This window comes from Pseudodesulfovibrio cashew, assembly GCF_009762795.1.
Lineage (GTDB): Bacteria > Desulfobacterota > Desulfovibrionia > Desulfovibrionales > Desulfovibrionaceae > Pseudodesulfovibrio > Pseudodesulfovibrio cashew.
In genome coordinates, this window is the sequence record NZ_CP046400.1 from 23,660 (window position 1) to 48,227 (window position 24,568).

Consider the following 24,568-nt stretch of genomic DNA (forward strand, 5'->3'; position numbering starts at 1 on the left):
GCCGACCATGACGCAATCCGATGTGAACAGGAGCGCATTCCTGAAAGATATTCGCCGAGTGGTGATCAAGGTGGGCAGCGCCGTGCTGACCACAGGAGAGGGGTTGAACCCGGACGCCATCGACCGTTTGGCGACCCAGCTCTCCGCCCTGCGGGACCGGAACATCGACGTGGTGCTGGTCTCTTCCGGCGCGGTGGCCGCCGGGCGGCAACGCATCTGCGAACGCACCAGGCAGTGCAACAAGGAATACGGCGACATGGCCTCGCGCCAGGCCGCCTCGGCCATAGGCCAGGGTCGGCTCATGCATGATTATGACGAGGCCTTCGCCAAGCACGGCAAGGTCACGGCCCAGGTCCTGCTGACCCGCAGCGGGCTTAAATTCCGCGACCGCTTCCTCAACGCGCGCAACACCCTGGAGCGCCTCCTTGAGTGGGGAGCCATCCCCATCATCAACGAGAACGACACGGTCTCCACCCACGAGCTGGAGTTCGGCGACAACGACACCCTGGGGGCCATGTGTTTGGGCCTGACCGGCGCAGACCTGTTCGTCAACCTGACCAGCGCAGACGGCGTATTCGACAGAAACCCGGAAAGCAACCCTGACGCGCGGGCCATCCCGGTCATCGAGGACATAGCCTCCCTGGACATCGAAGCCATGTGCGACGGCAAGACCAACGTGGGCACGGGCGGCATGTATTCCAAACTGCGTGCGGCCCGTCGGGCGGCCCAGCTGGGCGTGCCCACCCTGATCGTCTCGGGCAAGGGCGCGTTCGACATTCCGGCCGCCCTTGACGGCGCGGAACGCGGCACCCTGGTCCTGCCCGAATCCAAGACCGTTTCCAGCAAGAAATTCTGGCTCGCCTACCACGACGACCCGTCGGGCTCCATCATGGTGGACAAGGGTGCGGCCAATGCCCTGCTGACCAAGGGCAAATCCCTGCTCCCCATCGGCATTAGCGCGGTGGAGGGGTGCTTCGACCGCGGCGCACTGGTCTTCATCAAGGACCCGGACGGCGAAGAGCTGGGCGTGGGCCTGACCAATTTTTCCTCCAACGAGCTGGAACGCGTCAAAGGCAGGCGCACCTCCGAACTGGCAGACATTATCGGCCCCACCTCCTTTGACGAGGCGATTCACCGCGACAACATGCTCCTGGACGCCGCGATCTAACCGGAATCCATTTTGCGAAAACTCTATCTAGATAAGAATCTGCAATACGTCTTCGGCATCACCCTGATGGCCGTCCTCGGAGTCTCCTCCATCATCCCGGCCCTGCCCGGCATCATGAAGGGGCTGAATATCTCGCCGGTGCAGATCGGCATGATCATTTCGGTCTTCACCCTGCCAGGCATCCTGGTCTCCCCGCTGGTGGGGGTGCTGGCCGACCGCATGGGGCGCAAGGTCATCCTGGTGCCGTCCCTGTTCCTGTTCGGCATAGCTGGCTTCGCCTGCTTCTTTGCCGATACCCTGGAGCAGCTCCTGGTCCTGCGCTTCATTCAGGGCATGGGGGCCGGTCCGCTGGGCGTGCTCTACGCCACCATCGTCGGCGACCTGTACGAAGGCCGGGAACGCGCCCAGGCCATGGGCTACAACGCCAGCGTGCTTGCCATGGGCACGGCGGGCTTCCCGGCCGTGGGCGGCGTGCTTGCCCTGCTGGGGTGGAACTACCCGTTCATCCTGCCTCTGCTGGCCCTGCCGCTCGGCCTTGCCATCATTGCGTTCATGGACAACCCGGAACCCAAGAAGACGGGCAGTCTCGGAAAATATTTCAGTGAAGCGCTCACCAGGATGAAGACACGACAGGCCATGGCCCTGTTCGCCACCACCCTGATGACGTTCATGATCCTCTACGGCCCCATCGTCACCTATCTGCCCATCCTGCTGCACACCCGGTTCGAGGCCAACTCGGCCACCATCGGCCTGGTCTTTCTCATCGCTTCGGGCTTCACCGGCCTGGCCTCGTTCCAGCTCGGCAGGCTCGCCGGACTCCTCGGCCAGCGCACCCTGCTGGCGGCGGCAGGCGTATTCTACGGCCTGTCCATGCTGCTCATGCCCAGCGCACCCGGCCTGTGGCACACGGTTCCGCCGGTCATCTGCTTCGGCCTGGCCCAGGGGCTGAACATCCCCACGGTCATGACAATGCTGACCACCATCGCCCCAATGGAACAACGCGGTGCGTTCATGGCCGCCAACGGCCTGCTGCTCCGACTCGCCCAGACCCTGGCGCCCATGCTCACCGGCGGCATCTACGCCCTGTTCGGCATGCGCGCGGTTTTCCTCTCGGGCCTGGCCTGTGCCGCGGTCATCTGTGGCCTGGCCCTGTTCTCCATCGACAATATCGAGCACAAAGACCCGGCGTAGTCGATCTCCCCACAGCGAGACGTGCTGAAAACGAAGCGCGCAGGTCTCGTCCGACAGGACTTTTCCAGCTCCGAAAGCTAATGCCCTTTCCCTTTTCGGCCGATAAGAAAGGCAACAGGAAAGGTCGCCATGACAGGATTACGTTCCCGCTTTCAACATCACTGCAATCCGCTGCATGTCTATTGCAGGCTGCGCTCCCTGGGCCTGGCCGACAGGGCCGCCCGGATCGTGTCCGGCTGCTACGAGCGGTTCCTCTACCGCCTCGTCCTGGCCTGAACCGCCGAGACGGGCCGCCAGACAGCGCAAACGCACGCCCGAAGCCGCTATGCGTCTTCGCCGCGATACCGCTTGATAAAAGAATCCAGGGCGTCGCGCTGACGCTCCATGTGCATGACCCACGCTTCCAGAATCTCCCGCCCCTCATCGGTTATGGAATAGATCCGCTTGGCCGGACCGTCGCCCTCGGCGTCCCAACTGGAGACCACCAATCCTTCGTCATCCATCTGACGAAGGTGGCGGTAAACCATGCCCGGAGGCGCGTCCCCACGGAGAAATCCGTACTCGCCGATAGTCTGAATCAGTTCATAACCATATGATTTTCCAGCACTCAACGCCATCAGCAATGACGGCTGCACATAGCGTTGCGGCTTGGAGCTGCCCACTTTTTTCGACATTTATAATACTCCCATATTGACTATATGTGCTTTAAGGATATATATACAAACCAGACAACGATCCTTAAAGGCACTAACAAGGAGGCATTATGAAGATATTCGTTCGTGAACGCAACCGGTCCGAGGAAGGCACCAAGCGGCCGCGCTATCGCGTGGTTGGAGTGCAGGGCGGCGATCTGAAGATCTACGCCAAGCGTATTCGTCAATGCGAACTCAAGGCCCTGGAGGCCCACACCGGCGCCGAGATTGTTTATCTTGAGCGCGACGGCGAGGGCAAGGAAGGCAAGAAGAAGGGCTGCTAGCCCCTCTGCATAGCAACATTGATCCGATGGCCCCTGGAAACGGGCGGAATAACGGCGTCTCCCGCGCCGCCGTCCCGACCGGAGGCTTTCATGAGGCGCACAGCGCCTCTCCTCACTGAGAAAGGCCGGAAGCGGTGGGCTTCCGGCCTTGTCATTTGTTCTTCTCCGGCGGCTGGCCGCCCCGCTGGGGGGGGCTACCGACCACGGAATATTTTCTCGCCTAGTCCTTGTAGACGATGGTCCCCACATGCTCGCCGTCAAGGGCGGCGTGCAGGTGTTCGGGGTGGCGCAGGACGTCGATGATCTGGAACGACTTGAGGGTCTTGGCGTTCTTGAGGAAGGTCAGGACCGGACGCTCCACGATGAGGTCGTTGAGGTCCATCTTGAGCAGTTCGTCCACGTGGATCTTGTCGATAAACTTCAGGGTGTCACGGTCGCCCTTCTTGGGATCGCTCTCGTACAGCCCCTTCTCATCCTTGAGATAGATAAGCGATTTGGCGCCGATGTTCTCGGCCAGGAGACATGCGCCGCAGTCGGTCCGGTGGGGCGGAATGGAACCCAGTTCGGCCGGATGCTCGAAAAAGCCGTAGGGCGGCACGCCGGTGGTGATAGGCAGGTAGCCGAGCTGGCAGTACATGTGCAGCTGCTCCAGGTGGTCGCCGTGACCGATCATGGCTCCGCCGTGCTTGGCCAGCAGGACGGAGAGCATCTCGGCGTTCTGAGCCGAAACCTTGTCGCCCAGCTTGGAGAGGACGCCCGTGGGCATGCCCAGGTCAACGCCGATGTTGTAGACGTGACGGGCTCGCGTGCCGCCGCCGCACATAAGAAGAATTTTATGCTTTTCCTTGGCCTTGACCAGCTCTTCCAGGATCGGGAAAAGCGCTTTGGCACCCCGGTCCATGATGGACTGCCCGCCGATCTTGAGCACATTGACGTCCGGCTGCATGCGGAAATACTCCCCAGCCTCCGTCCGCTTCAACAGGTTCTTATCCACCAGGGACTCCCCCAGCAACGGAGTGTCTATGTGCAAACGGCCTTTTTCATCCTTCTCCCTTATCAACTTACCCATTGAATTCTCCTTGCATTGTCGGGGGTTATTTTCTTTCCCGGGATAATACCGACTCTTCCGTAAAAGGCAAAGGTATAATCACATGGAATCGGACCCGCGTCTACGCCGTTAGATTCAGCTTCCTGAAAAGATGCCACAACGCGATGCCCACGCCGAAGGCCCAGGCCAGATTGGCGGTCAGGGTGATGCCGAGCATGACCACGATGATGAACAGGTCCGTGCGCGCCCGCATATCCCGGACCGTCAGGGCGAGCTGGATGCCCGAAAAGATCAGCAACACGCCAAGCACCCCCATGGGCAGGAGGTGCAGCGCGTTGACCGAGCCCGGCCCGAAAAGAATGGCCAGAACGATGAAGGCCGCCCCGATGATCAGGTTGGCTCCGTTGGTCCGGGCCCCGAAGCGGTAGTGCGCGGCCAGCCCGCCCGCGCCGTGACACATGGGCATGCCGCCCACCAGCGCCGAGAACACGTTGGCCAGTCCCATGGAGATGCACACGGCGCGGTCCGTGACCTTGAGGCTTTCCTTGCCGAAATATTCATTGCTCAGGTCCCGGTAGGCAATGACCGCGTTGCCCACCGTCATGGAGACCTGCGGCAGAACCAGGGCGAAGAGCGCAAAGGAGAAATCAGCACCCGTGGGGAAACCAAAGGGCAGGATTTCCGGCAGATGGAACCCGAGGTCCACCCCGCCCAATTCGCGCCACGCTCCAAAGAGCGCCCCGGCCACGGCTCCGAAGCCCACGACCACCAGTCCGGCGGGATAGCGCTTGGAGTTGAGCAGCAACAGGGCCACGACCGCGAACCCCAAGCCGAAGATCAGGGACATGGGCACCGGCCCGATGGAAGAGATGGCCAAAAACGGCTCTGCCGCGCCCTGCATGGTCTGGAAGGGACTGGTGCCGATGACCATGCGCACGCCCTTGGACAACAGCAGCACACCGGTGGAGAGCTGCACGCCGCGCACAACCGCCCTGGGAACGACCCGGGCCACGAAGTCCACCAGCCCGGTGGCGCCGAGCACGAGCAGAAGCACGGCCAGCAGCATGCCCGAGGCCGTGACCACCTGGGCGGACAGGGCCATGCCCACGGCATAGGCTGAGACCACCTTCATTGGCTGTACCGCGATGGGGATGCCGTAATAGAGCCCGCCGATCACGTACATGAGCCCAACGGACAGGAACAGTCCGGTGGCGGACAGCCCGTTGATCATGATCAAGGCGAAGGAAAGCGGCAGCAGCGTGCCAAGGTCGCCAAGGGAACCGGCCCATTCCATCCTGTCGAAGCGCATGCGCATGTGTACATCCTGGCTTGATGTTGTGTCTTCATCCATACCCTCATTTGCAGGATGCCGACAATGATATTTAAAAAATTTGAATTACTTTCACCACTATCACGGCATGTTGCAACACAACTTTTCATTGAAAAAATATTGCTTATCCATTGATGAAATCTGGACAAGCTATTTCTGCACGATAATGCGAAAGGCGAACCCGGCCAATTTCCATAGATACCCTGGAACGACAGCTCCCGAACAGACGACACGGCCTCACCCATTTTACTGAGGCCCCATTGACTTCCCCCCGGGTTTCTAGGAGAATTCGCCACCGATTCCGGGCTTCCGCCCAATACTTGAGGAGCGCATTGTGAAAAAAGAGTCCATCAGCAAGCGGGACATGGCCCGGTACCAGCACCAGGCCAAGTCCATCATCGAGACCCTGCCGTTCATCACCGATTTCTACGGCAAGACCATCGTCATCAAATACGGCGGCAACGCCATGATCGACGAGGAGCTCAAGCGCGCCTTCGCCCTCAACGTCATCCTGCTCAAGTACATCGGCTTGAACCCGGTCATCGTACACGGCGGCGGGCCGCAGATCGGCAACATGCTCAAGGCACTGAACATCGAATCCCACTTCCGCGAAGGATACAGGGTCACCGATGACGCCACCATGGACGTGGTGGAGATGGTCCTGGTTGGCAAGGTCAACAAGGAGATCGTCAACCTGATCAATCTCAACGGCGGCAACGCCGTGGGCCTGTCCGGCAAGGACGGCATGCTGATAAAGGCCGAGCCCAAGGAACTCTCCATCGAAAAGAAGAACGCCCCGCCCGAGATCATCGACCTGGGCAAGGTGGGCGAGGTCAAGTCCGTGAACACCGCCCTGATCCGCTCACTGGTGGCAGAAAACTTCATCCCGGTCATCGCGCCCGTGGGCGTGGACGAAAACGGCGACACCTACAATATCAACGCCGACTCGGTTGCCGGAGCAGTGGCCGCCGCCCTGGGGGCCAAGCGCCTCTACCTGCTCACCGACGTGGCAGGGCTGCTGGACAAGGACGGCAGGCTGATCACCAGCCTGACCCACAAGGAAGCCTTCGAGTGCATCGACTCCGGGATCATCACCGGTGGCATGATCCCCAAGATCAAGTGCTGCATCGAGGCCGTGGGCGTGGTGGAAAAGGCGGCCATCATCGACGGCCGAGTGGAGAACTGTATCCTCCTGGAACTGTTCACCAAGTCAGGCATCGGAACCGAAGTGATCCAGGGCAGCGAGACGTATCACGACCCATACTAGCGACGCATCGGCCCACATCGACAAGACGGAACAAGCAACCCCCGACGACACGGAATCGCCATGACACGCATTGAATGGACCGACGACCTGAGCGTAGGACTCCCGGAGATTGATGAGCAGCACAAGGCGCTGTTCGCCCTTGCCAACGATCTGGTGGCGGGAATCGAGCGCGGCGAAGGGCAGACCGTGTTGCGCGACATACTGACCAGGCTGCGGGAGTACTGTTTTTTCCACTTTGACGAAGAAGAGACGTACATGCAGGACATCGGCTATCCCAAAGCGCGAGCGCATGCGGCCGAGCACGCCCTGCTCTCGGCCCGAGCCACGGCCCTGTCCAAACTTCTGGAGAACGGAGAGTCCATCCCCGCAGAGGGTGCGGCGGACTTCCTGGAGGCCTGGATATTCAGCCATGTTCTGAAGGAGGATGTAGCCCTCAAGCGCTACGCCGACGCGCAGGGATAAACACGCGCCAAACGGCTTGCCCAGAGCCCCCGCCTGCTGTAGCGTGACGCGCAAACAGCAAGGATACCCCACTATGAGCCACGGATTTTTCACCATCATCAGTCGCGCCGAATTCGAGACGCTGCTCAAGGACTTCCCGCCCCTGGAGGCGCAAACCGTTCCCCTTTCGCAGGCTGCGGGCCGAGTTCTCGCCGACGGCCTCACCCCTGCCCATGACTGGCCCCTTACCAACCGCTCCTGTATGGACGGCTACGCGGTCAACGCCCGTGACGTGTTCGGAGCGGGGGAATCCAACCCCGGCTACCTGGAATGCACGGCCCACCTGTCCATCAACGAGATGCCGGACATGACCATCCCGCCGGGCGAATGCGCACGTATCGCCACTGGCGGCGTCCTGCCCGAGGGCACCGACGCCGTGGTCATGATCGAACACACCCAGGAGATGGACGGCACCACAGTGGAAATCCGCAAATCCGTGGCCCCCGGCGAGAACGTCATGCAACGCGGCGAAGATGCCCGGGAAGGCAGGACGGCCCTGCCCGCCGGGACCGTCATCAGGCCGCAGGAAATCGGTCTGGCCGCAGCTCTCGGCTATGATGAACTCTCACTTTTCCGCCGTCCCCGGGTAGGCATTCTGTCCACGGGCGACGAACTCATCGAGGTACATGAGACCCCGGTGCCTGGCCAGGTCCGCGATGTGAACACCCACACCGTGGCCGCACTGGTGGAAGCCGCCGGTGGCGTGCCCACACCCTACGGTATCGTCAAGGACGATCTGGAGAGCCTGAGCCAAGCCCTCGACAGGGCCATCGACGAGAACGATCTCGTGCTCCTGTCCGGCGGCAGTTCCATCGGCGTGCGCGACCTCACCGTCCAGGCAGTGGAGACCATGGAGGGCTCGGAAATTCTGGCCCACGGCGTGGCGCTGAGCCCTGGCAAGCCGACCATCCTCGGGCGCGCCAAAGGCAAACCGGTTATGGGCCTGCCGGGCCAGGTGACCTCGGCCCTGGTGGTCATGCATGTGCTCGTGCTGCCCCTGGTCCGCCACATGCAGGGCGACGCGGCCGCCTTTGATCCCACCCGCCGCTGCCTGCGCAAGGCCGAACTGGCACGCAACGTCCCCTCCAAACCAGGCCGCGAGGACTACGTTCGTATCCGCCTTGAAGAGCAATCCGGCCAACCACCCCTGGCCCACCCGGTGCTGGGTAAGTCAGGCCTGCTGCGGACCATGATCCAGGCACAAGGGTTAGCCCCCATTCCGGCGGATTCGGAAGGACTCTACGAAGGACAGCTGATTGATGTATGGATCATTTAACAAAACGATATCATTTGTTTTTGATTCAAGAAGAAGCTGATCAAAAGATTTCTTCCTCGCCTTCGAGCTCGACGATCTTCCAGCCGTCGGCCCCGAGGGTGAGCACGAACACGGAATCCTCTTCGAGGTTGGTGTCGATGTCCGCGACCTGTACGCGGTAGGCCCCGAACACGCGGACCTTGGCGAACGCTCCATCCCGCTCGACCATCTCGAAGCCGAGCCCGGAGGGATCCACCTTGGCCGTCCGAAGGATATTGTACGTCCCGCGCTGGCGCTGAACCTCCTTGAACACCTCGAAACGGAAGTCGTTGCGGTCGCGAACGTCCTCGGCGAACAGCTCGGCGTAGTCGTCCGCCAGGGTCGTGTGCCGCACGTAAAAGACACGCAGCAGTTCGGCCAACGGTTCGGGGACGGCCTTGTCCGGATCCACGGGCGGCTTGGCCGGAGTGACCTGGGAACCGACATCCTTCCGATCGCCGGAATCTCCCGGATCGGCCATCAGCGCAAGGTAGAGCTTGATCTCGGAGACGGCGAGCTTCATTCGGGACGTGACATTCCCTTCGGGAAATACTGACTCCACGACTATGCGAAGGGACTTTGCCGGACGGCCCGGCAGGCGGATCACCTGCTCACCCGGTTCGTCCCGCAGCCAGAAACGTGTCTCGAAGCCGTCCGGGTAGACAACTCGCCCCGACCGGATTCGCCTGAACTCATCGAACTTGCCTTCGCCCTGGTGGCCGTTGAAGATCCCGATTCGGGTGACGCGCGTGGGGATGACGAAGGACAGGTCGACCCACTGCCCCACCCCGGCTCCGATTCCGCCGCCGACCCACGCCGTGGAAGGATCGCCGTCCAGCAGATTTTCCGGGGCGTAGGGCAGACCGAAGTCCACCTTCACGCTGGAGACCTTGACCGTAACATCGAGTGCGACGGCCCGGCAGGGCATCAAGCACAGGGCCAGGAGAACAAGGACGGACAGGACCGGAATGACACGAAGCATGCGCATGGCCGGACCCTAGCACAACTCCGAACGGGACGCCTCCCCCGTTGGGCTACAAAATTCCGCCACAACACCTTCCCGCCGTTTCCGGACCTACCCAGTCTGACTGCGTTGTCAAAATGAATGCGAACATGGTCATGACCATTTCTACAATTCCCGTTTGTCTCGCCGATTGAAACAATTCTCCGAACTCGCAAAGAAAATTTCGTAACAAACAGTCTAACGCCATTGGCTCGGACCGGTAATTGCCGTAGAGGTTGTGAATCCGATACCATACTGCGAGGTAGCCATGCCCATCCTGAACTGGAAGCGATCATACGAAGTCGGCCACGACAAACTCGACGGCGAACACCGCAAGCTCATCGAAATGATCAACAGAGCCTATGACGCCGCACAGGAGGACCCGGACGAAACGATCCTGGCCCAACTGTCCGTGGACATGAACCGTTACGCCCTCTCCCACTTCGCCACCGAAGAAGAGCTCATGCACAGCTACTCCTACCCGGAGAAGGAGTCGCACATAGCCATGCACGAGAATTTCAGGGAGAAGGCCGACGCCTGCGGCCGCCCAGATGCCGACACCATCGCAATCCTCCGCTATCTCTCGAATTGGCTCAAGGGACATATCCCGGGAACCGACAAAAAACTCGCCCGCTTTCTCCGCGAAAAGAACATCCGGTAATCCTGCAGGGGGCCGCCTCCGCCACACGCGTCGCCCCCCCACCCGCTTGCCTGTCACCCCGGCCTTTCTCCGCCCCTTCCCGCAGGAAGCGGCTTCCCCGCGCTTGCGAATCTCCCTTATTAATCCTTCCTCAGTCACGCCTATGCGATCTTTCGTGACACGGTTGCCTTTTTTTTGCCGCAGGCGCTAAAGGGAGCGGTATGGGAGGTGGAGAGTCCGCCTCAGCCCGATCAAACAGAAAGACATCATCTTGGTTTTACAGGATATACTTATGTCATTTCAAACCAACCCCTCTGACGAAAGCAGGGAAGGCGCACCATGATAACACGCAGAAATTTCCTCCTTACCAGCGCCAGGGCACTGGCTTTGGCGCCCTTCCTCCGGGCCATCCCGGCCCGAGCCTCAAACCTGGACCACCTCGCCCTTGCCGGTCCGCCCGCCCCGTTGAGCCTGCCTCTGGCCCGGCTGGCCCAACACCCCGGATCATCCACGCGGATTCCCCATCTGGAGATGAAGCAGTGGCGCAATCCGGACATCATGCGCGCGTGGATGGTCTCGGGCGAGGTCCAGGTGGCGGCCACTCCGGCGAATGCGGCGGCCATGCTCTACAACAAGGGGCTGCCCGTACGCCTGATGGACGTAAACAACGGCGGCATCCTGAGCATCCTGACCCGCGATCCGGAAATCAACCGCTTCACGGACCTCAAGGGAAAAAAGGCGCTGCTTTTCTATCGCGGCGACATCCCGGACATAATCGTCCGCTTCCTGGCCGCCAAACAGGGCATGAACCCTGACAAGGACATGGCCCTGTCCTATGTGGGCTCCCCGTTCGAAGGATTGCAGATGCTGCTCTCCGGACGAGCCGATACGGCGCTCCTGCCCGAGCCCGCGGCCACCGCCGCCGAACTCAAGGCCAAGTCCAAGGGGATGGCACTCAAGCGCATCATGCTCCAGGACATCTGGGAGGAAGTGACCGGCAAGTCCCTGTTCATGCCCGTTGGTGGCACCATGTGCCAGGCCTCACTTGCCGAAGAGCACCCGGACGTCGCCAAATCGATGCAGGACGGGATCGGCGAGGCCGTGGAATGGATCAACGGCCATCCAGGCGAGGCAGCCAGCCAGTTCGCCGGAATGTTCGGCCTCAAGGCCCCGGTGCTGCAACAATCCCTGGAGCGGTTCCCCCTGCGCAGATCCCCGGCGGCTGAAGCCAGGGAGGAAATGGAATTCTATTACTCCGCGTTGATGGAGACGGCACCCAGACTGACCGGCGGCAAGCTGCCGGACGAGGCCTTTTATCTGGGCTGACCAACGGAGGCGGCCGTGAAGCTGCGCGAAGAAAGCCCATGGCGCGGGTGGCGCAACGCCTGGCGGCCCGCATCGGGGATAACTGTATTTGTCGTCCTGTGGTGGCTGGGGAGCGCGTGGTACGGGCCGTTTATCCTCCCTTCCCCCCTGGAGGCCTGTGCGGCGCTCTGGCGGCTCACCGTGGGCGGGGAAGCGCTCAGGGCCGCGCTCCTGACCTCGGAGCGCGCCCTGGGCGGATTCGCCATCGCAGGGCTGGCCGGAAGCGGAATCGGCATTCTCGCCGGACTCCGGCCGGGCCTGGCCCAGGCCCTCAAGCCCGTCACCTCGATACTCCTGGGCATCCCGCCCATCGCCTGGATCGTCCTTGCCATGCTCTGGTTCGGAACCACCGGTCTCACCCCGCTGTTCACCGTGGTGGTGACCACCCTGCCCATCACCTTTGCCGTGGCCGTTGAAGGCGCGCGCACCCGCGACGCCGGGCTTGAGGAAATGGCCCGCTCCTTCAAGGCGGACCGGTTGACGCTCCTGTGGGACGTGCACCTGCCGCACATCCTCTCCTATCTCTTCCCGGGCTGGATCACCGCCCTGGGACTGGCCTGGAAAGTCGCGGTCATGGCCGAATTGCTGGCCTCGGCGGACGGCATCGGGGCGAACCTTGCCCTGGCCCGCATCAACATGGACACGGCGGAGGCCTTTGCCTGGATCATCGCCGTGGTCGTCCTGCTCCTGGCCGTGGAGATGCTGCTGCTCCAACCGCTGCAACAGCGCATTGAGCCATGGCGACGTAACGCCTCGGCCTGACACGATGACCGCCATGCTGACCTGGAACGAAGTCTCACATGACTACGGCGCGGGCCCGGTGCTCGCGGACGTAAGCCTGCGCGTGGAGCCCGGCGAGGTCCTGACCCTGGCCGGACGCTCCGGGTGCGGCAAGACCTCCCTGCTGCACATGGCGGCAGGGCTGCTCACGCCCTCGTCAGGAAGGGTGGAGAACCGCTTTTCTCGCACCGTCTGCGTGTTTCAGGACCCCCGACTGCTGCCGTGGCGAAGGGCGCTGGACAACATCGCCTTCGGGCTCAAGGCACAGGGCGTGGCCAAGTTGGAGCGGCAGGAAGCTGCGCGCACCCTGGCCGGGCGAATGGGACTGAGCCCCAGGGACCTGACCAAATTCCCCCACCAACTGAGCGGAGGCATGCGCCAGCGTGTCTCCCTGGCAAGGGCGTTGGCGGTGAAGCCGGACCTGCTCCTGCTGGACGAACCGTTCAGTGCCCTGGACGTGGGACTGCGGCGAGAACTGCAGGACCTGGTTCTGACCCGCATTGTAGAGGATGGGCTTGCCGCCGTTTTCGTCTCCCACGATCTCGCCGAGGCCGTGCGCGTCAGCCGCCGCATTGTAATCCTGGCCCCCGGACCGGGCCGCGTTGTGCACGAACAGACAGCCACAGCCCCCCTGACGTCAAGGGACGACAATTTCATTCGCCAACGAACGGCGGCACTGCTGGCGGCTCCAGCGGTGGACTCGGCCCTGCGCAACGGAGGGCCCCCGCCCTCCCCGCCGCGGAAACCAACGGCCTGTCCGGCCCACACATACGAGGTGAAGATGAAGGATTTCAGACCGGTTCAATTGCCAGAAACCAAGCTGGCCACGGACATGGCCGGGCGCAAGGCCCTGGTCGGGACGCAGATAGGCAAGGTGTTCGGCTACAATCCCATGGTCACCGCGCTGCTCTTCTGCCTGGCCCCGGACAAGATCGGCGGATTGGGCATGCCGCCCATGCCGCCCGAGCGCATGCTGGCGGACGACGCCTACCTCTCCCTGCCGGTCCTCGGCGTCATGGGCGGCGACTTCGGCGGCGGCAAGGCCACCTTCGACAGGGAGGCCGTACTCCGGCACGGGATAGACCTGATCCTTTCGCTGACCCTCTTCTCCCTGGACGAGATAGAGGTGCGGGCCGCCGACGCGCTCCAACGGGAATTGAACATCCCGGTACTCATCTACGACGGCAGCCTGGATCGCACCGGCGACGTGCTGCGGCGGGTGGGCGAGCTGATCGGCGTCCCGGACCGGGGCAATGAATTGGCCGCCTATTTCGAGAAGAAATTCTTCGCCATCCAGGACACGCTGGCCCGGATTCCGCGCGGGGAGCGGCGCACGGTCTACTACGCGCAGTCGCCAACGGGCCTGCTCACGGAGCCGCGCAAGTCCCGCCACGGTGAGATCATCGACTTCGCCGGAGGGATCAACGTGGCCGAGGTGCACGAACAGCGGGGCTGCGGCAAGACGCCCGTGAGCGCCGACGACCTGGCCCGCTGGAACCCGGATGTGATCATCATGCTCTCGGACGAGGGCAAATCACCGCAGCGCCTCTACATGCGCGCCGCTACGGACCCCTTCTGGTCCTCGCTCAAGGCGGTGAAAAGCGGAGCGGTGTACGAACCGCCGGGCGGCATGTACAACTGGTTCGACAGGCCCCCTTCCGTGAACCGGCTCATGGGCCTCATCTGGCTGAGCAATCTGCTCTATCCCGAGTGGTTCGGCTGGGACCTGGTCAAGGAGGCCAGGGAATTCTACCGGCTCTTCTATCGCATGGAACTGGGCCCCAAACAGGTGGAGACCCTGGTGGGCGCGGCCATGCCACGGGCAGCCAACTAGCCGTCCACAAGAGGAAAAACCACGAGGCTTAGCGAAGCCCCTAGAAACTGGGCGGGGTGTTGATCCAGATCACCCGGGTAACGGTGGTGCCGGGGTTGCGGTAGCCGTGCTCCCGCTCGGATCGGAAAAGAAAGGAATCGCCGGGACCGAGCAGATACTTTTCCCCGTCCAGGGTCAGCTCCAGCTCGCCCTCCAGCACATAGCCGAGATCCTCGCCCTCGTGGGCGTACTCGCCGTCGGTGTGTCCGCCGGGGTGAACGATGTGGATGTTGGCCTGCAACAGGCTGTCGGGATTGTGCGGGGCCAGGGCCTCCAGCACGATGTCGGTCCCGGACCGGACATTGGAGAACTCCTGGACCGGACGCTCGCCCGCCCGGCTGATGACCTCGGAATCATCCAACTGATCGAACAGGGCGGCGGCGGACAACTCAAGCGCCTTGGCAATGCGGTGCAGGGTCTTGAGGGAAGGATTTGCCTTGCCATGTTCGATCTTCGACAGCATGCTCTCCGAGCACTGCGCGGCCTCGGCAAGGTCGGCCAGGCGCATCCCCTTCATGATCCGGCGGTGCCGGATGCGGACCCCCAGACTGTTGTCTCGCTCACTCATGTCGTTCTCTCCATTGCTTGCTTCATAGCTTAACAACATCTTGAAGACTATTCAAGTCCAGAAGCCCGATATACAAATCTGCGAAATACAGTTTTGTTATTATACTGATTTTATTTATTTTTACAAATTCAAGTCACTTGAACAAAGTTGTACAAACTTGTGGCCATGGGTGACATTATTGTTAATATCAGCCGCGATAACCAATCCTGATTACACTATAACCCCTTCTTTTACCAACTAAAACATAAACTGGCACGACGGTAGCATTAACAGTATTCAAGTAGCTTGAAAATGAATCCAGCAACTGGAGCAAAGCGTGTTACGCACCAATTCATTATGTAAGTCATTCGGCGCCATTCGCGCCACTCAGAAAGTGGACCTCCATGTCAAGAAGGACACTGTCCACTCCATTATCGGCCCCAACGGCGCTGGCAAGACCACCCTGTTCAACCTATTGGCCGGGGTCTTTCCGCCCACCTCGGGCACGGTGATCTTCAAGGACGAGGACGTCTCGGGCAATACCGTCAACGAACGGTGCGCCCTGGGCGTCGGTCGCTCCTTCCAGGTCACCAGCATCTTCCCGGAGCTGACCGTGGCCGAGAACGTCAGGCTTGCCTGCCAGGCCAAGACCGGACTGGGCCGCTCCCTGTTCAAGCTGGCCTCCCGCAGCCGGGAGGTCAACGACAAGGCCGACTCCATCCTGGAGTTCATGGGCATCCTCCACCTGCGCGACGAGGCCGCCGGGACCATCTCCTACGGCAGCCAGCGCTCCCTGGACGTGGCCATCGCCATCGGCACCGAGCCCGACCTGCTGCTCCTGGACGAACCCACCAGCGGCATGAGCCCGGACGACACCGTGCGCATGATCGAGCTCATCCACCGCCTGGCCGAGCGCTACACCATCGTGCTCATCGAGCACCACATGAACGTGGTCATGTCCATCTCGGACACCATCAGCGTGCTGCACATGGGCGAACTCATCGCCGAAGGCACGCCCGAGGAAATCCAGAACAACGACCTGGTCAGAAAGGCCTATCTCGGAGAGTCCACATGGTAACCGAATCCCGGCGTCTGCTGGATGTCGAAAACATCCACTCCTATTACGGCAAGAGCCACATCGTGCAGGGCCTCTCCTTTTCCGTGGACCAGGGGGAATGCTTCACCTTCCTGGGCCGCAACGGCGCAGGCAAGACCACGACCCTGAGAACACTCATGGGGCTGGTGACGCCTGCGAAAGGAAGCATCAAACTGAACGGCGCGGAAACCGCGGGCCTGAAGCCGTACCAGATCGCCCGCCTGGGCCTGGGCTATGTCCCGGAAGAGCGTCAGATATTTTCAGCCCTGTCCGTGGAGGAGAACCTGCTCATCGCGGAGCGCAAGGACGCGGACTGGCCGCTTGAGCGCATCTACGAGCTCTTCCCCAGGCTGGAGGAGCGCAAGCGAAACATGGGCAACGAGCTGAGCGGCGGCGAACAGCAGATGCTGGCCATCGCCCGCGCCCTGATGACCGGCCCGGGACTCCTGCTCCTGGACGAGCCCACCGAAGGGCTGGCCCCGCTTATCGTGGACATGCTGCTTTCAACCATCGAGCTGATCAAACGCGAGGGGATGACCATCATCCTCGTTGAACAAAACGTCAACGCGACCCTGCGGGTTACCGACCACTACTGCATCCTGCAGCAGGGAGTCTCGGTCTTCCAGGGGAGCTGCGAGGAGTTCAAGTCCCGGCCTGAACTCAAGGAAAAATATCTTGGAGTGTAGCCGTCCGCCATTGAGTCGTTGGCAACGGCGCGAGAGAGAGGAATCAAACATTCAATGCACCCATCGGTAGGAGGGTTACGACAATGAGCAAGAAAATGAACCGCAGAGACTTTATCAAATCCACCGGCGCGGCCGCGGCCGCTGCCTGCCTGGCCACGGGCGGCATGCTGCTGCCCAAGACCGCCGCCGCTTCCGGCGACTCCGTCAAGTTGTTCCTGGGCGCCACCCTGTCCGGGGCCTACGCATCGTCCGGCATGTACATCTCCCGAGGCATGCAGCTGGCCATCCAGAACTATGGCGGCTCTGTCCTGGGCAGGCCCATCGAGCTGATCGAGCGCGACACCCCGAACCCGGCGGAAGGCGTGCGCAAGGCCCAGGAGGCCGTGGAACGTCTGGGCTGCAACTTCATCACCATCGCGCCCAGCTCATCCACCATCCTGGCCGTTTCCGAATACACCAAGAAGAAGGGCGCGGTGCTCTTCGGCCACGGCGGCTCGGACAAGATCACCGGCTCCGCCTGCAACCGCTCCACCTTCCGCTGGCAGGTGCCCACCTGGGGCGCCATCCGCGAAGTCGTGCCCAGAGTCATCAAGGAATACAACGCCAAGACCTTCTACACCATCACGCCCAAGTACGTGTTCGGCGAGGACCTGCTGCGTAACACCCAGGAAGTGCTGGACGCCAAGGGCCTCAAGCTGCTGGGCAACTCCTTCCACAGCCTGGGCGAGTCCGACTTCAGCTCCCACATCACCAAGGCCATGGCCTCCGGCGCGGACTGCGTGCTCTTCCTCAACTTCGGCGGCGACACGGTCAACGCCCTCAAGCAGGCCCACAACTTCGGCCTCAAGCAGGTCTCCAAGATCGCCTGCGCCTGGGGCTCCGGCATCACCCAGATGAAGGCCATCGGCCCCGAGATCCTGGAAGGCGTCATCTGGGGCCTCCAGTACTTCTACAAGATCGACTCCCCGGCCAACAAGACCTTCGTCTCGACCTTCAAAACCAAGTACGACGAGATGCCCCCCTACGTTTCGGCCCAGACCTACGCCTCGACCATGACCCTGCTGGCCGCCATCGAAAAGGCGGGCACCGACGATCCCTCCAAGGTCATCGCCACCCTGGAAGACCTCCAGTACGACGGCCTGACCGGTAAGGAAGTATACCGCGCCTGCGACCACCAGTGCATCAAGCCGTACTTCTCGGTCCGCTGCAAGGCTCCCTCCGCCATGAAGACCCCCGAGGACTTCGCCGACATCATCGGCAGCTCAATCAACTTCCAGGAATGCGGCCTCAACGGTTGCTCCATGGGCTAACCCCGCAAGACGACGCCCGGCCCCACCCGACGGGGCCGGGCCCGTCAGACAGGAATTTTCAATGACCAACCTCATCGTGCTGCAAGTGTTCAACGGCCTGGTTCTGGGCATGATCTACGTCATGCTGGCCATGGGCCTGACCATCGTGTGGGGGATGATGGACATCATCAACTTCGCGCACGGCCTCTTCTACGCCCTGGGCGCGTACTTCGCCTACACCTACGTCCAGGTCACCGGGGACTTCTGGTCCGCCCTGATCGTGGTCCCACTGGCCACGGCCGTGGTGGGCATGGTCCTGGAGCGCACCCTGCTCAGACGGCTCTACGGCCAGAACATTCTCTACCAGATACTGATGACCTTCGGCCTGGCCCTCATCGGGCGCGAGCTGCTCATCCTGGTCTACGGCCCGGTGGGCAAGAGCTTCTCCATGCCCGCGGCACTGGTGGGCGTGGTCAAGATCGGCACCCTCTTCTTCCCGATCTACCGTGTCTTCATCTTCTTCCTGGTCATCGCCCTGGCCGCGCTCATGTGGCTGTTCATCGAGAAGACGCGATACGGCTCCATCATCCGGGCGGGCACAGAGAACTCCGACATGGTCAGTTGCCTCGGTATCAACGTCTCCCTGGTCTTTACCCTGATCTTCGGCCTGGCCCAGGCCATCGCCGGACTCGGCGGGGTGCTCGCCGCCCCCATGCGCGGGGTGGAGCCCTTCATGGGCGACCTTATCCTCGGCATCTGCTTCGCGGTGGTGGTCATCGGCGGCATGGGCAGCTTCTTCGGGGCCATCGTCGGCGGTCTCATCGTCGGCCTCTCCCAAAGCCTCATTACCCTGGTCCTGCCCAGCGCCTCGGTCATCATCGTTTTCATCGTTATGGCCGTCATCCTGCTCGTCCGTCCCCGTGGACTCATGGGAATAAGGGATTAACATGTTTACATTCTTCGAATCCGACCCGCTGCCCAAGGCAGCACCCCGCCAGACCGTGCTCTCGCGCTGGGGCATGCTCCTGGGCGTAGCCGCGGCACTGGTGGCCCTACCCCTGATCCTGCCCTACTACGCCCTGGGCACCGAGATCGTGCTCTTCGCCCTGGCCGCCGTGGCTTTCGACCTCTGCCTCGGCTTCACTGGCGTGATGATGTTCTGCCAGGCGTCCTTCTTCGGCACCGGGGTCTACGTCACCTCGCTCACCCTGCTGCACGTGTCCCAGAACCTGTTCGTGGCCGTCTTCTTCGGCGTGGCGGCGGCCTCGGCCCTGTCCCTGCTCTTCGGCTGGCTGGCGTCCTCCCGCTCCGGGAGCTACTCGGTCCTGCTGACCCTGGCCTTCAACGAGTGCATCTACTTCGTCGCCTACCAGTGGAGTTCGCTGACCGGCGGCGACGACGGCCTGACCGGCATCCCGCGGCCCGACCTGACCATCCCCGGCGTCATGAACCTGAGCATCCAGTCCTCGCTGGCTTACTACGTGTTCGTGGCCGTGGTCTTCCTGGCCTGCTTCGCCATCATCCGACGCATCACCCTCTCGCCCTTCGGCGCGGTGCTCAAGGGCATCCGCGAGAACGAAAACCGGGCCAAGGCCATCGGCTACAACGTCCGGCTCTACAAGGTCGCCGTCTTCGTCATCGGCGGCATGTTCATGGGACTGGCGGGAAGTCTGTACTGCATGCACATCAATTTCGCCCACATCCACAACGTCCACTTCGAGACCTCGGGCAACATCGTGATGATGGTCCTCATCGGCGGCATGGGCACCCTTGTCGGGCCCTTCATCGGCTCGTTCCTGATCATGGTCGCCTCGGAGTTCGCCAGCACCCTGTGGGACCGCTGGCTGATCATCCAGGGCGTGGTCTTCATCCTCTTCGTGCTCTTCGCCCGGGGCGGCATCTGGGGCATCGTGGAATCCGTGAAAGAACGGTTCTCGGCCAAGGCCAAAACCGACCCCACCCCGGAACCCCAGGCCGAAACAGGCGAACAGCAGCCAGGCGTGTCCCTGCCCGGCCCCCACTAAGCGACAACCAACCAACAACAAGGAAAAGACATATGTTCCAACAGTATTGCGATCTTGCCGAGGAGCTTCGGGAAGACGTCACCAGGCTGGCGAGCGAACTGATCCGGATTCCCAGCATCAGCGGCACCGAAGCCGCCCTGGCCGACTTCCTCACGCAGACCCTGCGCGGCCTGGGCTACGACGAGGTCTTTACCGACAAGATCGGCAACGTCGTCGGCATCATCAAGGGCGACGGCACCGGCCCCTCGGTCATGTTCAACTCGCACATGGACCACGTGGACCCGGGCGAAGAGTCCCTCTGGGAATACGCCCCCTACGGCGGGGAGGTGGCCGGAGGCTTCGTCCACGGCCGCGCCGCCAGCGACGTCAAGGCCGGCATGGCCGCCCAGATATACGCCGGGCACATCCTCAAGCGGTGCGGCGCGCCCCTCAAGGGCGACTTCATCTTCATGGGAGTGGTTCAGGAGGAGCCCGCCGAGATGTTCGGCATGCGCCACTTCTGCGACGTGACCATGCCCGAGCGCGGCATTGATTTCGACCTCATGGTCAGCTCCGAGGCCACCGATCTCGATCTCTTCCTGGGCCACCGGGGCCGGGCCGAGATCGAGGTGACCACCATCGGCCGCACCAGCCACGGCAGCGCGCCCTGGCGCGGCGTCAACGCGGTCTACAAGATGATACCCGTGCTGGAGCGTGTGCAGCAACTGGCCGAGACTCTGCCCGAGGACCCGTTCCTGGGCAAGGCCACCTGCACCCTGACCCGCATCAACTGCTGGCCCGGCGAGCTGTCCATCACCCCGGACAAGTGCGTGGTCTCCCTGGACCGCCGCCTGGTCCGCGACGAGACCAAGGAAGACGCCATGGGCCAGATCCAGGCCATTCTCGACGACCTCGCCGCCTCGGACCCCGAGTTCAAGGCCGAGGTGAAGCTGCGCACCGTGCAGGAGACCTCCTACACCGGCGTCAGCGCCGAGTGTGAGAAGTACATGCACGCCTGGGCCATCGAAGAAAACGACCCCCTGGTGGACAAGTGCGTGGCCGCGCTCAAGGCCATCGGCCAGAACCCCGGCTTCGGCAAGTGGGACTTCGGCACGGACGCCAGCTACGTCACCGGCGTACTGGGCATCCCGACCATCGGCTACTCCCCCATGGAGGAGCACTACGCCCACACGCCCAAGGACCGCTGCGACATCAACAAGCTCATCAAGGCCACGGCGGGCAACGCAGCCATCGCCCACTCCGTCGCCTCCTAACACAATACCAACAAAGAGGATTCTCTCATGTCCGAAACCTACGACAACGACCGCTCCTACGTCCTCCATTCCTGGTCCGTCCAGGGCAAGCTCTCCCCTAAGGTCATCACCAAGGGCGAAGGCGTCTTCTTCTGGGATGAAAACGGCAAGCGCTACTACGACATGGGCGCGCAGCTGGTGAACCTGAACATCGGCCACCAGCACCCCAAGGTCGTCCAGGCCATCAAGGACCAGGCCGACAAGCTCGCATACGTGGCCCCGCAGTTCGCCGAGGAGATGCGCGGCAAGCTGGCCAAACGCATCATCGGCCTGCTCCCCGAGGAGTTCGGCAAGTGCTTCTTCACCCTGGCCGGCGCCGACGCCAACGAGAATGCCCTCAAAATCGCCCGCGCCTACACCGGCAAGAGCAAGATCGTGGCCCGCTACCGCTCCTACCACGGGGCCACCTACGGCGCCATCGCCCTGACCGGCGACCCGCGCCGCCCGCCCGTGGAACCGGCCATGCCCGGCGTGGTCCGCGCCTTCGACCCCTATTGCTACCGCTGCACCTTCGGCCAGAAGCAGGAGTCCTGCAACATGGAGTGCGCCGAGCACATCCGCGAGATCATCCAGTTCGAGAACCCGGACACCGTGGCCGCCGTGTTCATGGAGTCCATCACCGGCTCCAACGGCATCTTCCCGCCGCCCAAGGGCTACATGGAGCGCGTCCGCGAAATCTGCGACGAATTCAACGTGCTGCTCATCTGCGACGAAGTCATGACCGGCTTCGGCCGCACCGGCAAGTGGTTCGGTTTCCAGAACTTCGACATCGTCCCGGACATCATCACCATGGCCAAGGGCGTCAACTCCGGTTACGTGCCCCTGGGCGTGGTCGCGGTGAACGAAAAGATCGCCAAGTTCTTTGACGATACCATGCTCTACTGCGGCCTGACTTACTCCGGCCACCCGGTCTCCTGCGCCGCGGCCCTGGCCTGTATCGACGCCTACGAAGAGGAAGGCCACATCGACAACGCCGCCGCGCTGGCCGCACCCTTTGCCGCCAAGCTGGACGCGCTCAAGGAGAAGTACGAGCTGGTGGGCGATGTCCGCTCCATCGGCCTGTTCGGTGTGGTGGAGATGGTCAAGGATCGCGAGACCCGCGAGCCCCTGACCCCCTGGAACGGCGCTCCCGGCCCCATGGCCGAGATCTCCAAGCGGTTCGACGAGAAGGGCATCTCCGCCTTTGTCCGCTGGAACTACATCTTCCTGACTCCGCCGGTCATCATCAGCGAGGCCGAGCTGAACGAGGCCATGGCCATCATCGACGACTGCATCGGCGGGGCCCAGAAGGCCATCCTTGGCAAGTAGGGAGGAACCATGAGCGTCACCTACTTCCAATCCCCCTCCCGCCTGGTCACCGGAGCCGGGGCAGTGGCCCACGCAGGGCCAGAGGCCGCCCGCTTCGGCAGCAAGGCGCTGGTCGTCACCGGTCGCAGCTCCTCCAAGAAATCCGGCGCGCTGGACAAGGTCGTCGAGTCCCTGGAGAGCGCGGGCGTGACCCCGGTGCTCTTCAACCAGGTGCCGTCCGACCCGGACGTGCCCACCGTGGAAAACGGCGCGGCAATGGCCCGGACCGAGGGCTGCGACGTGATCGTGGCCCTCGGCGGCGGCAGCCCCCTGGATGCGGCCAAGGGCATCTCCCTGCTCCTGGGCAACCCCGGCAGGATCGTGGACTACGAGTTCAAGCAGCCGGAAAAGGCAGGCCCGCCCATCGTGGCCATCCCGACCACCGCCGGTACCGGCAGCGAGATCACCCGGTTCACGGTCATCACCGACACCGAGCGCACGGTGAAGATGCTCATCCAGGGACCGGGGCTCATTCCCACGGTCTCCATCCTGGACCCTGAGCTGACCTACACCATGCCCGCGGACTTCACGGCGGCCACGGGCATGGATGCCCTGACCCACGCCATGGAAGCCTACCTCTCGACCCTTGGCACGCCGCTGACGGACATCCACGCCCTGGCCGCCATCGAACTCATCGCCGAGGCCCTGGTCCCGGCTACCCTCAACGGCGCCAACGCCGAGGCCCGGGAGAAGATGCTCCTGGGCCAGATGGAGGCGGGCTACGCCTTCGGCAACGCCTCGGTGGGTCTGGTTCACGCCATGTCCCGCCCCCTGGGCGCGCACTTCGGCATCCCCCACGGCAAGGCCAACGCCATGCTCCTGGCCCCGGTCATGGAGTACAACCGCGCGGCCGCGCCCGAGCGCTTCGTCCGCCTGGCCAAAGCCCTGGGCGAAAACGTCGAGGGGCTGAGCGTCCGCGAGGCGGGCTACGCCGCCGTGGAAACGCTCTACACCCTGTTCGAGGAGACCGGTCTGCCCGCCAAGCTCGGCGAATACGGCGTGACCGAGGCCGACCTGGACAAACTCACCGAAGACGCCGCCGCCAGCGGCAGTTGCGCCTTCAACCCGCGCGTCCCGGACAAGGACGCCATCCGCACCATCTACGCGGCAATACTCTAAACCCATCTGCCCGCCCCGGCCATCCGCGCCGGGGCGGGCCCTTCCCTTCCCCTCCTTCCTCCTTTCTCCTTTCTCGTCGCAATTCGTTCTCCCGTTATGTGACGATTTGTTACATTTCTCCCCGCGCTCTTGAGACGGGCTTGATAAGCGTGCTAGCTTTTCGAACTCCCAACTCTTGGAGGTTCATGATGGGAAATGAAACGAAAATAAGCAGATACGTAGATCAGGCCGAACTGGCGACCTTTCTGCGCGACCTGGCGGACGCGGTTGAGAGCGGCGGGAAGGACGAGTTCGCCTGTGTTGACGAGTTCAGCAAACTCAAAATTTCAATCAAGAACGAATTCGGCCAGCTCGCCCTCAAGGCCAAGTTCAAGAGCGCTTTGCCGTGCGACGAACCCGGCGCGAAAACGGGCTCCGGCGAACCGGCCAAACCCAAATACAAGCAAATCAAGAAGCGGATGCGCTCGAGCTTCAAGATGCTCGTCAAACTCATCCACGAAGGAGAGGCTCCGCCCGAGGAGGCCGTACGCTCCTTCCTGGAGGACTCCGCGCTCATGGTCACCTACCCCGGCTATGGCGACGAGTACTACGAGAGCTATTCCCAGGCGTGCGAGGCCTTCAAGGACGCCTTCGAGTCAGGCGATGTGGACAGGATGCACGAGACCATCGACGTCATCGTCCACGAAAAAAGCCGCTGCCACGCCAAGTACGACTGAAACACCCGACCCGAAC

Annotated in this window: 24 protein-coding genes and 1 pseudogene; 20 read left to right on the forward strand and 5 right to left on the reverse strand. The window is 62.5% G+C overall.

The annotated features are described in order from the left end of the window. Positions 1 to 7: 7 nt before the first annotated feature. The 3 genes from proB to GM415_RS17935 all read left to right on the forward strand — a co-directional run bounded on the left by proB (position 8) and on the right by GM415_RS17935 (position 2,635). Complete coding sequence (gene proB, locus GM415_RS00155; RefSeq protein ID WP_158950648.1) at positions 8 to 1,168, forward strand: glutamate 5-kinase; 1,161 nt, start codon at positions 8 to 10, stop codon at positions 1,166 to 1,168. A gap of 12 nt (positions 1,169 to 1,180) precedes the next feature. Further along, a complete protein-coding gene (locus tag GM415_RS00160) occupies positions 1,181 to 2,359 on the forward strand; it encodes an MFS transporter (RefSeq protein ID WP_158945584.1) in 1,179 nt (392 codons plus the stop codon). A 129-nt stretch (positions 2,360 to 2,488) separates the two neighbouring features. After that, complete coding sequence (locus GM415_RS17935; protein WP_199244313.1) at positions 2,489 to 2,635, forward strand: hypothetical protein; 147 nt, start codon at positions 2,489 to 2,491, stop codon at positions 2,633 to 2,635. A gap of 47 nt (positions 2,636 to 2,682) precedes the next feature. Here the strand turns inward: GM415_RS17935 and GM415_RS00165 are convergent, their stop codons facing one another. Beyond that, a complete protein-coding gene (locus tag GM415_RS00165) occupies positions 2,683 to 3,033 on the reverse strand; it encodes a helix-turn-helix transcriptional regulator (RefSeq protein ID WP_158945586.1) in 351 nt (116 codons plus the stop codon). Between the two features lie 89 nt (positions 3,034 to 3,122). Between GM415_RS00165 and GM415_RS00170 the strand changes: the two genes are divergently transcribed. After that, entirely contained in the window at positions 3,123 to 3,335 is a 213-nt protein-coding gene (locus GM415_RS00170) for a hypothetical protein (RefSeq protein WP_158945588.1), read from the forward strand. A 220-nt stretch (positions 3,336 to 3,555) separates the two neighbouring features. On the opposite strand, the gene GM415_RS00175 is transcribed toward GM415_RS00170, so the two are convergent. Next, the gene (locus GM415_RS00175) at positions 3,556 to 4,404 is read right to left on the reverse strand and encodes an amino acid kinase family protein (protein ID WP_158945590.1); all 849 of its coding nucleotides are present in this window, start codon (positions 4,402 to 4,404) and stop codon (positions 3,556 to 3,558) included. A gap of 100 nt (positions 4,405 to 4,504) precedes the next feature. Next, a complete protein-coding gene (locus tag GM415_RS00180; RefSeq protein ID WP_158945592.1) occupies positions 4,505 to 5,698 on the reverse strand; it encodes a molybdate transporter family protein in 1,194 nt (397 codons plus the stop codon). Between the two features lie 379 nt (positions 5,699 to 6,077). Here GM415_RS00180 and argB point away from each other — a divergent pair, with 379 nt between their 5' ends. The 3 genes from argB to GM415_RS00195 all read left to right on the forward strand — a co-directional run bounded on the left by argB (position 6,078) and on the right by GM415_RS00195 (position 8,757). Continuing rightward, complete coding sequence (gene argB / locus GM415_RS00185) at positions 6,078 to 6,980, forward strand: acetylglutamate kinase (protein ID WP_158950650.1); 903 nt, start codon at positions 6,078 to 6,080, stop codon at positions 6,978 to 6,980. Positions 6,981 to 7,040: 60 nt separating this feature from the next. Next, on the forward strand, positions 7,041 to 7,442 hold the full coding sequence (locus GM415_RS00190; RefSeq protein WP_158945600.1) for a bacteriohemerythrin: 402 nt from the start codon (positions 7,041 to 7,043) through the stop codon (positions 7,440 to 7,442). Between the two features lie 73 nt (positions 7,443 to 7,515). Continuing rightward, entirely contained in the window at positions 7,516 to 8,757 is a 1,242-nt protein-coding gene (locus tag GM415_RS00195; RefSeq protein ID WP_158945602.1) for a molybdopterin molybdotransferase MoeA, read from the forward strand. Between the two features lie 40 nt (positions 8,758 to 8,797). Here the strand turns inward: GM415_RS00195 and GM415_RS00200 are convergent, their stop codons facing one another. Then, the gene (locus GM415_RS00200) at positions 8,798 to 9,763 is read right to left on the reverse strand and encodes an NADase-type glycan-binding domain-containing protein (RefSeq protein WP_158945604.1); all 966 of its coding nucleotides are present in this window, start codon (positions 9,761 to 9,763) and stop codon (positions 8,798 to 8,800) included. Between the two features lie 283 nt (positions 9,764 to 10,046). Here GM415_RS00200 and GM415_RS00205 point away from each other — a divergent pair, with 283 nt between their 5' ends. The 4 genes from GM415_RS00205 to GM415_RS00220 all read left to right on the forward strand — a co-directional run bounded on the left by GM415_RS00205 (position 10,047) and on the right by GM415_RS00220 (position 14,397). Further along, positions 10,047 to 10,439 carry a bacteriohemerythrin gene (locus GM415_RS00205; RefSeq protein WP_158945613.1) on the forward strand — a complete coding sequence of 131 codons (393 nt, stop codon included), beginning with the start codon at positions 10,047 to 10,049 and terminating at the stop codon, positions 10,437 to 10,439. 318 nt (positions 10,440 to 10,757) lie between these two features. After that, positions 10,758 to 11,744 (forward strand): ABC transporter substrate-binding protein, encoded by a 987-nt coding sequence (locus tag GM415_RS00210; protein WP_158945615.1) that lies wholly within the window; start codon positions 10,758 to 10,760, stop codon positions 11,742 to 11,744. Between the two features lie 15 nt (positions 11,745 to 11,759). Continuing rightward, on the forward strand, positions 11,760 to 12,545 hold the full coding sequence (locus GM415_RS00215) for an ABC transporter permease (protein ID WP_199244314.1): 786 nt from the start codon (positions 11,760 to 11,762) through the stop codon (positions 12,543 to 12,545). 13 nt (positions 12,546 to 12,558) lie between these two features. Then, the gene (locus GM415_RS00220; protein WP_158945617.1) at positions 12,559 to 14,397 is read left to right on the forward strand and encodes an ATP-binding cassette domain-containing protein; all 1,839 of its coding nucleotides are present in this window, start codon (positions 12,559 to 12,561) and stop codon (positions 14,395 to 14,397) included. Between the two features lie 40 nt (positions 14,398 to 14,437). On the opposite strand, the gene GM415_RS00225 is transcribed toward GM415_RS00220, so the two are convergent. Then, positions 14,438 to 15,004 (reverse strand): helix-turn-helix domain-containing protein, encoded by a 567-nt coding sequence (locus GM415_RS00225; protein WP_199244315.1) that lies wholly within the window; start codon positions 15,002 to 15,004, stop codon positions 14,438 to 14,440. Between the two features lie 316 nt (positions 15,005 to 15,320). Here GM415_RS00225 and GM415_RS00230 point away from each other — a divergent pair, with 316 nt between their 5' ends. From GM415_RS00230 to GM415_RS00270, 9 genes and pseudogenes are all read left to right on the forward strand, one after another. Next, positions 15,321 to 16,061 (forward strand): ABC transporter ATP-binding protein, encoded by a 741-nt coding sequence (locus tag GM415_RS00230; RefSeq protein WP_158945621.1) that lies wholly within the window; start codon positions 15,321 to 15,323, stop codon positions 16,059 to 16,061. Then, the gene (locus tag GM415_RS00235; protein ID WP_158945623.1) at positions 16,055 to 16,765 is read left to right on the forward strand and encodes an ABC transporter ATP-binding protein; all 711 of its coding nucleotides are present in this window, start codon (positions 16,055 to 16,057) and stop codon (positions 16,763 to 16,765) included. Before GM415_RS00230 ends, GM415_RS00235 begins: the two co-directional genes overlap by 7 nt. A gap of 83 nt (positions 16,766 to 16,848) precedes the next feature. Then, positions 16,849 to 18,075 (forward strand): ABC transporter substrate-binding protein, encoded by a 1,227-nt coding sequence (locus GM415_RS00240; RefSeq protein WP_158950654.1) that lies wholly within the window; start codon positions 16,849 to 16,851, stop codon positions 18,073 to 18,075. 61 nt (positions 18,076 to 18,136) lie between these two features. Then, positions 18,137 to 19,000 carry a branched-chain amino acid ABC transporter permease gene (locus GM415_RS00245; RefSeq protein ID WP_158945625.1) on the forward strand — a complete coding sequence of 288 codons (864 nt, stop codon included), beginning with the start codon at positions 18,137 to 18,139 and terminating at the stop codon, positions 18,998 to 19,000. Between the two features lies 1 nt (position 19,001). Continuing rightward, positions 19,002 to 20,078, forward strand: coding sequence for a branched-chain amino acid ABC transporter permease (locus tag GM415_RS00250; protein ID WP_158945627.1), 1,077 nt, complete (start codon positions 19,002 to 19,004; stop codon positions 20,076 to 20,078). A 32-nt stretch (positions 20,079 to 20,110) separates the two neighbouring features. Further along, a complete protein-coding gene (locus GM415_RS00255) occupies positions 20,111 to 21,331 on the forward strand; it encodes a YgeY family selenium metabolism-linked hydrolase (RefSeq protein WP_158945629.1) in 1,221 nt (406 codons plus the stop codon). Positions 21,332 to 21,355: 24 nt separating this feature from the next. Continuing rightward, positions 21,356 to 22,678 (forward strand): annotated as a pseudogene (locus GM415_RS00260) (aminotransferase class III-fold pyridoxal phosphate-dependent enzyme); the annotation flags it as partial. 9 nt (positions 22,679 to 22,687) lie between these two features. Continuing rightward, complete coding sequence (locus GM415_RS00265) at positions 22,688 to 23,836, forward strand: iron-containing alcohol dehydrogenase family protein (RefSeq protein ID WP_158945633.1); 1,149 nt, start codon at positions 22,688 to 22,690, stop codon at positions 23,834 to 23,836. A 185-nt stretch (positions 23,837 to 24,021) separates the two neighbouring features. After that, positions 24,022 to 24,552 (forward strand): GAK system XXXCH domain-containing protein, encoded by a 531-nt coding sequence (locus tag GM415_RS00270; protein WP_242012298.1) that lies wholly within the window; start codon positions 24,022 to 24,024, stop codon positions 24,550 to 24,552. The last annotated feature ends 16 nt before the right edge of the window (positions 24,553 to 24,568 follow it).